Annotated in this window: 14 protein-coding genes; 7 read left to right on the top strand and 7 right to left on the bottom strand. The window is 41.0% G+C overall.

Features of this window, described 5'->3' with window-relative positions; genetic code table 11:
• Positions 1-83 precede the first annotated feature (83 nt).
• Together FXF70_RS01135 and fumC are read left to right on the top strand one after the other, a co-directional pair.
• Positions 84-251 (top strand): YvzF family protein, encoded by a 168-nt coding sequence (locus tag FXF70_RS01135; RefSeq protein ID WP_003213147.1) that lies wholly within the window; start codon positions 84-86, stop codon positions 249-251.
• A gap of 87 nt (positions 252-338) precedes the next feature.
• Positions 339-1,733 (top strand): class II fumarate hydratase, encoded by a 1,395-nt coding sequence (gene fumC, locus FXF70_RS01130; RefSeq protein ID WP_008347076.1) that lies wholly within the window; start codon positions 339-341, stop codon positions 1,731-1,733.
• A gap of 111 nt (positions 1,734-1,844) precedes the next feature.
• Here fumC and FXF70_RS01125 read toward each other — a convergent pair whose 3' ends face one another.
• Positions 1,845-2,723, bottom strand: a complete 879-nt coding sequence (locus FXF70_RS01125) for a TetR/AcrR family transcriptional regulator (RefSeq protein WP_046527525.1) — start codon at positions 2,721-2,723, stop codon at positions 1,845-1,847.
• Between the two features lie 192 nt (positions 2,724-2,915).
• Here FXF70_RS01125 and spxO point away from each other — a divergent pair, with 192 nt between their 5' ends.
• The gene (gene spxO, locus FXF70_RS18990; RefSeq protein ID WP_008347070.1) at positions 2,916-3,080 is read left to right on the top strand and encodes an anti-adapter protein SpxO; all 165 of its coding nucleotides are present in this window, start codon (positions 2,916-2,918) and stop codon (positions 3,078-3,080) included.
• A 21-nt stretch (positions 3,081-3,101) separates the two neighbouring features.
• Here the strand turns inward: spxO and FXF70_RS01120 are convergent, their stop codons facing one another.
• Positions 3,102-4,433 (bottom strand): HAMP domain-containing sensor histidine kinase, encoded by a 1,332-nt coding sequence (locus tag FXF70_RS01120; protein WP_007500323.1) that lies wholly within the window; start codon positions 4,431-4,433, stop codon positions 3,102-3,104.
• On the bottom strand, positions 4,430-5,104 hold the full coding sequence (locus FXF70_RS01115) for a response regulator transcription factor (protein ID WP_008347066.1): 675 nt from the start codon (positions 5,102-5,104) through the stop codon (positions 4,430-4,432). Before FXF70_RS01115 ends, FXF70_RS01120 begins: the two co-directional genes overlap by 4 nt.
• Before the next feature lie 337 nt (positions 5,105-5,441).
• On the opposite strand from FXF70_RS01115, the gene FXF70_RS01110 reads away from it, so the two are divergent.
• Positions 5,442-6,812: a S1C family serine protease gene (locus tag FXF70_RS01110; RefSeq protein ID WP_008347064.1), complete on the top strand. Its 1,371-nt coding sequence runs from the start codon at positions 5,442-5,444 to the stop codon at positions 6,810-6,812.
• Positions 6,813-7,056: 244 nt separating this feature from the next.
• Here FXF70_RS01110 and FXF70_RS01100 read toward each other — a convergent pair whose 3' ends face one another.
• Positions 7,057-7,899: an oxidoreductase gene (locus FXF70_RS01100; RefSeq protein WP_148779690.1), complete on the bottom strand. Its 843-nt coding sequence runs from the start codon at positions 7,897-7,899 to the stop codon at positions 7,057-7,059.
• 113 nt (positions 7,900-8,012) lie between these two features.
• On the opposite strand from FXF70_RS01100, the gene FXF70_RS01095 reads away from it, so the two are divergent.
• The 3 genes from FXF70_RS01095 to FXF70_RS01085 all read left to right on the top strand — a co-directional run bounded on the left by FXF70_RS01095 (position 8,013) and on the right by FXF70_RS01085 (position 9,759).
• Positions 8,013-8,459, top strand: coding sequence for a YusW family protein (locus tag FXF70_RS01095; RefSeq protein WP_171465740.1), 447 nt, complete (start codon positions 8,013-8,015; stop codon positions 8,457-8,459).
• A gap of 145 nt (positions 8,460-8,604) precedes the next feature.
• Positions 8,605-9,435, top strand: coding sequence for an ABC transporter ATP-binding protein (locus FXF70_RS01090; RefSeq protein ID WP_008347057.1), 831 nt, complete (start codon positions 8,605-8,607; stop codon positions 9,433-9,435).
• A gap of 72 nt (positions 9,436-9,507) precedes the next feature.
• Positions 9,508-9,759: a YusU family protein gene (locus tag FXF70_RS01085; RefSeq protein WP_017359282.1), complete on the top strand. Its 252-nt coding sequence runs from the start codon at positions 9,508-9,510 to the stop codon at positions 9,757-9,759.
• Between the two features lie 31 nt (positions 9,760-9,790).
• Here the strand turns inward: FXF70_RS01085 and FXF70_RS01080 are convergent, their stop codons facing one another.
• The 3 genes from FXF70_RS01080 to FXF70_RS01070 are packed head-to-tail and all read right to left on the bottom strand — an operon-like array spanning position 9,791 to position 10,550.
• Positions 9,791-10,138, bottom strand: a complete 348-nt coding sequence (locus tag FXF70_RS01080) for a spore coat protein (protein ID WP_146270489.1) — start codon at positions 10,136-10,138, stop codon at positions 9,791-9,793.
• A 12-nt stretch (positions 10,139-10,150) separates the two neighbouring features.
• On the bottom strand, positions 10,151-10,402 hold the full coding sequence (locus FXF70_RS01075; protein WP_262368776.1) for a hypothetical protein: 252 nt from the start codon (positions 10,400-10,402) through the stop codon (positions 10,151-10,153).
• Positions 10,403-10,412: 10 nt separating this feature from the next.
• A complete protein-coding gene (locus FXF70_RS01070) occupies positions 10,413-10,550 on the bottom strand; it encodes a YuzL family protein (RefSeq protein ID WP_008347049.1) in 138 nt (45 codons plus the stop codon).
• Between the last annotated feature and the right edge of the window lie 132 nt (positions 10,551-10,682).

Genomic DNA, 10,682 nt, shown 5'->3' with positions numbered 1-10,682 from the left:
AGCATTACCTGCTTGAAAAAACAATATTCTGTGTTACATTATTTTGTGATATATGAAAGAATCACGGTGTTGGAGGAAAGAAGATGGCGCAAATTCGTTTAGCAGGAACAAAAGAGGAGATCGACCGTATTCTACAGTCGTTTGACAAGCATTATGAGGTGACCTATACGTCAAAAGATTACGGAAAAACAAATCCGAAATACAAATATTCCAAAGATGTTCGTGTTTATATTGAACTAAAATTAAAATAAAGATAAAATTTTAATTGAAAACGCTTAAAGGATTTTCGTTTTTTGTATAGAATAGAGTTGAGTGATGAAGCTATGGAGGGATACATAATGACAGAATTTAGAATCGAAAAAGATACAATGGGCGAAATCAAGGTGCCACAGGACAAGTTCTGGGGTGCACAAACACAACGAAGCAAAGAAAATTTCAAAATCGGTTCTGAGAAAATGCCAAAGGAAGTTGTGAATGCGTTTGCAATTTTGAAACGTAGCACAGCGATTGCGAACGAACGTCTAGGCAACTTAGAAAGTGAAAAAGCAGAAGCGATTGCTGCTGTATGTGATGACATCATCAGTGGAAAATATGACGAGCATTTCCCACTTGTTGTATGGCAAACAGGAAGTGGAACACAAAGTAACATGAACATGAACGAAGTCGTTGCAAATAGAGCAACTGCTTACTTGAAAGATAAAAATAGTGAATTCAGCATTCACCCGAATGACGATGTCAACCGCAGCCAAAGCTCAAATGATACATTCCCAACGGCTATGCACGTTGCAGCTGTTTTAGCTGTGTACAAAAAGCTATTGCCTGCGATTGACCAGTTAAGAGCGACGCTTGATGAGAAAGCAAAAGCATACCAAGAGATCGTGAAAATTGGCCGTACGCATTTGCAAGATGCAACACCTCTTACAGTGGGCCAAGAGATTAGCGGCTGGGTGTACATGCTTGATCGTTCAAAAGAAATGATTTTAGAATCTACTGAAAAAATGAGAGAACTTGCCATTGGCGGAACAGCTGTTGGTACGGGAATTAACGCACATCCTGAGTTTGGTAAATACGTGGCAGAAGAAATCAGCCAGTTAACAGGTCAAACGTTCAATTCTTCACCAAACAAATTCCATGCGCTGACAAGCCATGATGAAATCACATATGCACACGGAGCGCTTAAAGCTCTTGCAGCTGACTTAATGAAAATTGCCAATGATGTGAGATGGCTTGCAAGTGGTCCTCGCTGCGGAATTGGTGAATTGATCATTCCTGAAAACGAGCCAGGCAGCTCCATTATGCCAGGAAAAGTCAACCCAACTCAAAGTGAAGCTTTAACAATGATTGCCGCACAAATCATGGGGAATGATGCAACAATCGGTTTTGCCGCAAGCCAAGGAAACTTCGAGCTGAACGTATTTAAGCCGGTCATCATCTATAACTTCTTGCAGTCAGTTGAATTGCTAGCTGACGGTATGAACTCATTCCATGACAAGTGTGCCATTGGAATTGAACCAAACCTAGAAACAATCGAGAAAAACCTAAACAATTCATTGATGCTTGTGACGGCACTCAACCCGCACATCGGATATGAAAATGCAGCGAAAATTGCGAAGCTTGCGCACAAAGAAGGATTAACGCTAAAAGAAGCTGCCCTTCAATTAGAACTATTAACAGAAGAGCAGTTTGAAGAGTTTGTGAAACCAGAAGAAATGGTGACACCGAAAGCAAAATAAGACACCAGAGGCCTCTGTGCCTCTGGTTTTTTAATGGAAACTTCCTGAAATCACAGAAAAGAAGTTTGATTGTTTGTCACAATAAAACCCAGGGCAACCAAGCCCTGGGTTTTATAAATGATCTTCTTTTAGAATGCGTAATAAGGAGCTGGAGACCGGCTGAAGCGGTGTGTATAATTTCAATTGATAAAGCATGCCTTTGACGATGACTTGTCTTGGTTTTTGTTTGTTTAACTCGTTTTCTAAAATGCCAAGCGCTTCAAATAAATCTGGCTCGTCTTTCACTTCATAATGTGCTTCTGCCAGTTCTCTTAATTCTTTTAATAGAGATTCTGTGAGCGGGTCAAATGATCGTTCATAAATCGGGCCGAACCAGTCGCTTGCTTGGTCCACAGAAATGAGCGGATGGTCATTGCGCTTCATCATACCGCCCATTAGATCATCAATACGGTGAATCATTGTTGCGGCAAGCTCCTCTGCTTCGAGCTGAAAATCATATAAAATGGCAAGCTCAAAGTAAACGTGACTCATGCCCTCAATCGTTAAACATAGATCAGCCATATAAGGAATGGCTGCATCTCCATACACTTGCTTAATGTTATCAATGTGCAACTGAATCGTCGCAAGTCGAATTTGCTTTGCGAGCTGCTGCGTTTCTTCGTTCAATGGGAGCGCCCTGTCGCTTAGCTGCATTTTAATAAAATCTTTTTGCTGCAAAATATTATCGTAATAGACAGTGAGCTGTTTCCGGTAGGCCTCTTTTGGTGTGCCGCCCTCTGTTTGAACCTCATGAATCCGGGTAAATACCTTATCGTAATAGTAATGCAAGATCGAAATAAGTAGTGCTTCCTTCGATTTGAAATAAAGGTAAAACGCACCCTTTGACATGTGGCATTCATCTGCAATTTCCTGAACAGACGTTGTATTATAGCCTTTGCTGGCAAATAACTTCATACCAGCCTCAATAATCATTTTTTCTTTCTTTTTCAATATGAATGTCATCCTTTCTTACCGAGAGACAAATGTCTTAGGAAACGTGCGCAAAGAGATGTGACTTATCGGTCATAAACGACAAAACTTTTCAAAAATTAATCAGATTGTAACTTGTTTTTTACAGTGTAATTCTTTATATTATAAAGTAAGGTGACCAACCGGTCAAAAAATGTGAAAGGATGATGTTCCATGAGAGAAATTGATGATATGATTAGACGCTTGAAAGCAAAAGGAATTCAAGTAGAAAAAGTCAAAATGCCGAAAGAGACAACCATTGAAAAGAAATGGATGTATCAAGCTGGCAAGAAGATCAAAGCCACATACCGTGATTTCAATGGGTATTCATTCATCTAAAAAAAGACTGCGGTGTAAAACCTACAGCCTCTTCTTTGGAACAGTGATCGTATAGCGTACACCTAGTTCATCATTTTCAATTGATATGGACGCTTGATGCATTGAAAGAATTCGTTTGACAATGCTTAATCCAATGCCGAATTCGCCCTTTTTTCCCTTACTAAAAGGTTCGTATAGGCTGGATAGCATGTGTTCTTCAATTGGAGGGCCATCATTACGAATGACGATGCGAATTTGATCCTCTTCCTGCTTCATATGAATATCAATTTTATTTTTTGCATAGCGAAGTTGATTTTCTAATACATTTTCAAATAATTTGCTCCATTGTTCTGGATCGCCTTCAAGTGCAGCCTCATCATCTAAGTCCACGTTCCACTGCAATTCATTTTTCGACCAGCGTAAACGGTCAACCACTTCCAGCATTGTATTACTCACAAGGAAGGGAGAATGCGCCGGATGTTGTTTTGATAAATAATCAAGCTTTGTTAAATACAGCAAATCTTTGATTTTCTTCTCAAGCTTTTCCGCTTCGCCTTCAATCACTTCCACCGTTTGTTCAAGATCTCCTTTAGGGAAAATTCCATCTTTAATAGACTGCGTATAACCGCGGATGACCATCACAGGTGTTTTTAAGTCGTGTGATATATTTTGCAAAAGCGTTCGTTCTGTTTCATCCTTTTGAATGAGCTTTTGTCTCATTTCTTCAATCGTATGCCCCAGTTTGCCAATTTCATCTTGCCGGTCAACCATCACAGGATCGTCCCAGTCTTCTTGTGCAATGCGCTTGACGTGCTTTTCAAACGCGACGATTGGACGTGATAAGTAGCGGGCGAGCCAAATCGATGGAATCCAGCTTAGTAAAATAACCGTTCCTAAGATGAAAATCAGCTGTTTAAACAGTGTAAAGGACAAGTCATCTCGATAAGAATCGGGTGCATATGACAAGAGAATATATTGTGTATTGCCTGTTGAGACTTTTTTGATCACAAAAAAGATATGCTGACCATTCACTTCTTCAGAATAGCGTTTTGTTGCGCTTTTTTGTTTTTTAACAAAGGACTGCACTTTTTCAATAAAGGCATGCGGGAAAAACTGAGCCATTTGATTTAATTCATCTGACGGAATCAGAATGTGCTGAACCGAGCGGTTTTCTGGTGTCGACTTTGGTGAGCCGTCTCGATTCAGAGGGTATTCTGTTAACACTTGCTGCTCGTTTTCAATGTTTTTATAAATTTCATTCGTAAAGAAGCTGCGTAATGTATTTGAAAATAAAATGATCAGGACAATCGAGATGGTGAGTAAAATGCCAGAGATGACAACCCAAATTTGAAAAGCGAGTGGTTTGTTCTTCATCCTTTTAGCATCCTATAGCCAAATCCATAAATGGTCTCGACTTTTAAGTCAGGCATTTTTTTGCGCAGCCGTCTGACAAGATCATCGACCACACGATCTGTCCCGAAGTAATCGTGCCCCCAGATCTTGACGAGGATATCTTCCCGGGAAAAGGCATGTCCTTGATGATGGGTAAATAAGAGCAGCAAATCAAATTCCTTAGACGTTAAGTTAATCAGCTGATCTCCTTCATACACCTCTCTTACGTCCTCATGAATGATATAGGAAGAAACGGGTGTGACGCTTTGCTGCGGTGTGTCACTATTTTTATATACAAGCTCCAGCAGCTTTTGCACGCGGATGATCAGCTCACGCGGAAGAAAGGGTTTCGCAATATAATCACTGCTCCCGAGTTCTAAGCCAAGCACACGATCAATATCTGCATCACGTGCCGAAATAAAAATGACCGGTACGTCAGGCGAGGCTGCTTTGATTTCTTTAATGAGTGTGTAGCCGTCCGTATCAGGCAGCATAATATCTAAAATCCATAGATGCGGTGGCTTGTTCATGGCCGCGCGTGCCGCTTCTCCGGTTAAAAAAGAGGACACATTCCAATTTTCACTCTCTAAATATTTGGTTAACAGTTCATTTAAATTCTGCTCATCTTCAACTAAATAAATGGTGTACGACAAAGTCTTCCACATCCTCTCAACGTCATTATAACGGGATACAAAGGCGGCATGTCAACAATCACACGCTTTTTTCACAATTTCACATATTCTTCTCATTATTATCCCATAATGTTTGTTTATGATAAGCTCAAGGGAAAAAAGGGCATAGACAAAAGGCTAATGAATAGGTGCTTTTCACCAATGTGCACACCTTGCTTTTTTTCTATGAATAAGTATTATATAATTTGACATATTGTCATAAAGAATTTTTCAATGATATTGCCATTAAGAGGACATGAGTCCTGTCTAGACATATGAATGAAGCATTTCATGAAAATGATGCAAAGGAGTGCAAGCGATGGATTTCCGAAGAGAAGATGAAGAGAAAAAAATGAATGATCAAGAACACACACATCAAGAGAATGAGAAACAAATAGAAGAACCAGAAAAAGAGAAAGAACTCGTTTTTCACCATCATGAAAACGAAGCATCTGCCTCTCAGGAGAGGGTGACAAATGGGTCTCCTCAAGTGATTGATGACCGTTCGTCTAAAAAGGAGAAAAAACGAAAGGCTGCATGGCTAAGTCCGATTCTTGGAGGGATTATTGGTGGCGGTCTTGTGCTTGGCATTACACCGCTTTTACCGCAGTCACAAGATACAGCGGCAAACACTCAAACCCAAACAGCATCAAGCGAACCGGCTTCATCTGAAAATTTCTCAACAAAACAAATCACCAATGCGACGAATGTTGCTGATATGGTAGAAGATTTAGAGCCGACGATTGTAGGGGTCTCAAACTATCAATCTACACAAAACTCGTTCGGTCTTAGCGGTGATTCAACTGAAGCAGAAGCTGGAACGGGTTCTGGTGTCATCTTCAAAAAAGATGGAAAAAAAGCATACATTATCACCAATAACCATGTAGTCGAGGGTGCCAATAAATTAAAGGTCACACTATACGATGGGAAAACAAAAGATGCGAAGCTTGTCGGCAGTGACGTAATGACAGATTTAGCTGTCGTGGAAATAAATGCTGACGGCATTGATAAAGTTGCAAGTTTTGGAGATTCTTCTAAGCTACGTGCTGGAGACAAAGTCATTGCAATCGGGAACCCGCTCGGTGCGCAGTTCTCTGGTACAGTAACAGAAGGGATTATTAGTGGTCTCGATCGTACCGTTGAAGCCAATACATCATCTGGAACTGTTGAGATGAATGTACTTCAAACAGATGCAGCCATTAACCCTGGAAACAGTGGCGGTCCGCTGATCAATACAGACGGTCAAGTCATCGGCATCAACAGCTTGAAAATTAGCGAAAGCGGAGTAGAATCACTCGGATTTGCGATCCCAAGTAACGATGTAAAACCGATCGTAGATCAGCTGTTGAAAAATGGAAAAGTCGAACGTCCTTACCTTGGCGTACAAATGATTGACCTTGAGCAAGTGCCTGAAACGTATCAGGAAAATACACTTGGCCTATTTGATAAACAAATCGGTAAAGGCATCTATGTAAAAGATGTTTCAAAAGGATCTCCTGCACAAAAAGCAGGCTTGAAGTCTGGAGATGTCATCATCAAGTTCAAAGGAAAAGATGTAGCGAACAGCTCACAGCTGAAAGAAATCCTTTATAAAGAAACAAAAATTGGCGATAAAACGACAATGACTGTCATTCGTGATGGAAAGAATAAAAATCTTGATATTACCCTTGGGCAGTCTGATAACGAATAAAAGAAAACAGGTGGATAAAAGATCCACCTGTTAGATTGTTGACAAAGGGCTAAAATGAACTTGATTTTAGCCCTTTGTCTTCTTTTTTTCAGCGTGATAGAAAACCTTTGAAGTCTAGGAAGGACGAGTACTGGCGCGGAGCGAATTTGACATTCGTGAGCACCAGCACGCAGGACTGACAAAGAATGCGAAGGTTTGTCTACACGCTGACAGGTGGATAAGCGATCCACCTGTTTTTTTGTGCCTATTTTTTTGAGGATAGTGTCCGTAAAATAATGTTTTCCCATACATTCCAAGGCAAGAGCTGCTTTGCTATGAATGAAAGCCGAACACCTTTCCCCACAAGATACCTTAGCTTCTTTAGTCGCTTCTTCTCTGCAAGCGAAACCACAAGCTCTGCAACTTCGCCTGGATCTCCATAGTTGTTTTTTTGCGTCTCTATATAGGACATCATGTTTTGATAAATAGTTGTGTATTTAGAACCTGCTGATGGTGGTGTCATTTGCTCATTCATGGAGGTGTTCCAAATGTTCGTTTGGAAAGAACCCGGCTCAATCAAAGCGGCCTGAATACCAAACGCAGCCAGCTCAATTCGCAAACTCTCTGTATAGCCCTCTAGTGCAAACTTTGACGATACATATGGAGAGAGTGCGGGCATTCCCATGAGTCCGCTGATACTGCTCATATTCAATATTTTTGCACCGCTCGTCATCAACGGAAGGACTGCTTGTGTCATTTCCATCACACCAAAGACATTGACTTCAAATTGCTCACGGTACTGGTCAACAGGCACTTCTTCAGCAAAACCAGCATAGGCCGTTCCCGCATTGTTCACAAGCAGGTGAATGGGAGCATAGGCATTAAGCCTTTTTTGAAATGCTTGAATGGACTGTGTATCTGTCACATCTAATGCTTCAATATGTATTGATTCGGATAAAGCGGCGTTCTTTACTTCTTCGGCAAGCTTTTTCGCATTGGTTTCCTGTCTTACGCCAGCAATCACAGTGTACCCTTGCTGAGCGAGACGCAGTGTGATGAGCTTTCCGAAACCGCTGTTGGCACCAGTCACAATGGCTGTTTTATTCATCTTCCGGTTCTCCTTTTTGTTTTAATCTACCATAGTCTGCTGTTTTATTGAATAACCAAAAGGGGCTTGGAGAAGAATAAAAAACGATGCTATGAAATAGGAGGAAACACATGATGTGCTGGAAGAAGGCGGGACTGCTAGGAGTGCTGTTCTTTATGCTGTCTGGCTGTCGTTCAATCGAACCAATACAACATCCACATGAAGCAGAAGCTGAAAGTCTGTCAGCTGTTCAAATGAAGGAATTGCCATTTCAGCATTTGCAATTGCACGTACAATATGGACAAAAAAGCGAATTATATGAAGCTACCTATCGTCAAGCTGGTGGAAGAGAAGAAGCACTGATTCGAGATCATATGAATGGTGTCCGCTATGAAGGGGAAGAAGCTTTACGTGAAATGAAAATGAAGCTCAATGATATGTCGATTCCTAGTGCAAAGCTGAATGAAACATATGTCAATGAGTTATTATCTGCTTTTAATTTAGATGATGATTATCAGCGGATACGAGTCGATATCAAGCTCGAAGATGGGACAAAACGTGCATTCGAAAAGAAAAAGTAAACGAGACTTTCTCATTTTTTAATTGAAAATGATTTTCAAGATCACTTAAATCTGATACACTAAATTGAGATAAGTGATCTTTGACGTCTACATAGACGATATTCAATATAAAAAATTTGGATGAGAAAAGGAGCGTTTGAGCGGAATGAGTGCCATTTCTACTGAAGGTTTAAGCTTAGGTTACGGAGAAACAATGATCATAGACGAACTAAATGTGTCAATCCCTAAGGGTGAAATCACAGTATTTATTGGCAGCAATGGATGCGGTAAATCCACGCTACTTCGCTCTTTGGCCCGTCTCATGAAGCCAATGGGTGGTTCTGTCCTGCTTGAAGGTCATTCCATTGCCAAATTACCAACAAAGGAAGTGGCGAAACAGCTCGCCATTCTTCCGCAAGGACCGGAAGCGCCAGAAGGATTAACGGTACATCAACTCGTCAAGCAAGGGCGATATCCTTATCAAAATTGGCTGAAGCAATGGTCAAAGCAAGATGAAGAAGCGGTAAATCGCGCACTGAAATCAACGAAGATGGAAGACCTTGCTGATCGAACGGTTGATTCATTATCAGGTGGACAAAGGCAGCGTGCATGGATTGCGATGACATTGGCTCAGGAGACGGATATTATTCTATTAGATGAGCCAACAACGTATTTAGACATGACGCACCAAATTGAAATCCTGGATCTTCTTTTTGATTTAAATGAAAAAGAGCAGCGCACGATTGTCATGGTTCTGCATGACCTCAATCTCGCTTGCAGATATGCGCATCACCTTGTGGCCATTAAAGACAAGTCGATTTATGCAGAAGGAAGACCGGAAACTGTCATTAACTGTGATCTTGTGAAAAATGTCTTTGATATGAACTGCCAAGTAACAACAGATCCTTTATTCGGAACACCGTTATGTATTCCGCACGGCAGAGGACGCTGTATTGTCCAACAGGCACAAGCTGAGACATTTCTTGCTGCAAGATAATCGTATGTGAAAAGCCTGACATCTGTTACACGCAGAGTCAGGCTTTTTTCTGAAAAAAGGAGCGGAATACAAATGGGAAATGAATTAGATGAAAAGCTCGAAGGCCTGCTTGATAAATATACAGAGCTGCTGCTTGGTGAAACGAATGAGGAACTGAAAAGAGATGTCTCGCAGTGGATCATCTATTCTCATATTGCCAAAAGCATGCCGCCTTTAGCCAAGCATTTTAATGACACGTATCCAGAGGCAAAAGAAGACATCAAAGAAACGATTCAGCGGATCAAGCAATTAAATGAAGCTCATCGTGCCAATAAAGACCGTTAAAAAACTGCCAGTACGAGCTGGCAGTTTTTCTTTATGACATGGGTGATGATCCGTACGGTGATTGATCTGTCAGTGTTTGCTGGAACTTCTGATGTGCTTGCTGAAGCTTCTGCTGGTCAGCAGCTTCGACAGAGTACCAGCCATATTTGAACATGACATCATATAAATGTCTTTGCGTTTTTTGTGTTTCTAGCGCAATTCGCTGAATATCTTGGTAAAGAGATTCATGGCTGAATTCATTGAGCGCTGTGTTATATCCGTTTGTCATATATTTTTCAGTCGACAACAGGTCTGTGACAAAGTCGCGATCGTTCATGTTCGTAGTGGTTGGAACCGGCGTTTGTGGATTCCCGATTTTTTGTTGGTTTTGCTGTTCCATGTCTGTTACCTCCTATTGCATAAAGCCAGAAGACTGGCCTTGCCCTGAGCTGCCTAAATGCTGAAGAATTTGTGTGTAATGCTGATGATGCATTTGGCCAACTTGATTGAGTTCTTGTTTCAATGTTTGATCCTGACAATGCTCGGCCATAAAATGAGCCTTTTTAATGGCGATCAAATTCCAGTTCAGCATATCCTCTAGGTACAAGGAATCTTTTACTGAAATCACCTGTGGGGGCATATTCATTTGCTGGTTGTTCAAGATGTGTTCCTCCTTACGATTTCTTTTTATATTGCTGATTTTGACTGGTCTTTTTACCACCTAGGTCTGCTTCTTGTGATGGACCTGCGTTTCCTTTCACACTTGCAGCACTTACGCCTGCTTTTGATGGGTTCTTTTGCAAACGAGACATGTGGACATCACCTCCATTCTTACAATTCCCCCTCGTCTTTAATTCATACGCTGTAAAGAAAGGCGCATGAGAATGTGTAAATTTTTGAAATCTGCTATTGAACTGTTTCGGAAAATCTTTTAAGATAAAGAA

Source organism: Bacillus sp. Y3, assembly GCF_008123875.1.
GTDB classification, from domain to species: Bacteria; Bacillota; Bacilli; order Bacillales; family Bacillaceae; genus Bacillus; species Bacillus altitudinis.
Note: the sequence above shows the minus strand (reverse complement) of the source record. Positions and strands in the feature narration are given on the sequence as shown.

Coding starts and splice junctions, on each gene's coding strand:
- FXF70_RS01085 (WP_017359282.1), top strand. CDS start 9,508: ATGGGAAATGAATTAGATGAAAAGCTCGAAGGCCTGCTTGATAAATAT.
- FXF70_RS01090 (WP_008347057.1), top strand. CDS start 8,605: ATGAGTGCCATTTCTACTGAAGGTTTAAGCTTAGGTTACGGAGAAACA.
- FXF70_RS01110 (WP_008347064.1), top strand. CDS start 5,442: ATGGATTTCCGAAGAGAAGATGAAGAGAAAAAAATGAATGATCAAGAA.
- FXF70_RS01100 (WP_148779690.1), bottom strand. CDS start 7,899: ATGAATAAAACAGCCATTGTGACTGGTGCCAACAGCGGTTTCGGAAAG.
- spxO (WP_008347070.1), top strand. CDS start 2,916: ATGAGAGAAATTGATGATATGATTAGACGCTTGAAAGCAAAAGGAATT.
- FXF70_RS01070 (WP_008347049.1), bottom strand. CDS start 10,550: ATGTCTCGTTTGCAAAAGAACCCATCAAAAGCAGGCGTAAGTGCTGCA.
- FXF70_RS01080 (WP_146270489.1), bottom strand. CDS start 10,138: ATGGAACAGCAAAACCAACAAAAAATCGGGAATCCACAAACGCCGGTT.
- FXF70_RS01135 (WP_003213147.1), top strand. CDS start 84: ATGGCGCAAATTCGTTTAGCAGGAACAAAAGAGGAGATCGACCGTATT.
- FXF70_RS01095 (WP_171465740.1), top strand. CDS start 8,013: ATGTGCTGGAAGAAGGCGGGACTGCTAGGAGTGCTGTTCTTTATGCTG.
- FXF70_RS01120 (WP_007500323.1), bottom strand. CDS start 4,433: ATGAAGAACAAACCACTCGCTTTTCAAATTTGGGTTGTCATCTCTGGC.
- fumC (WP_008347076.1), top strand. CDS start 339: ATGACAGAATTTAGAATCGAAAAAGATACAATGGGCGAAATCAAGGTG.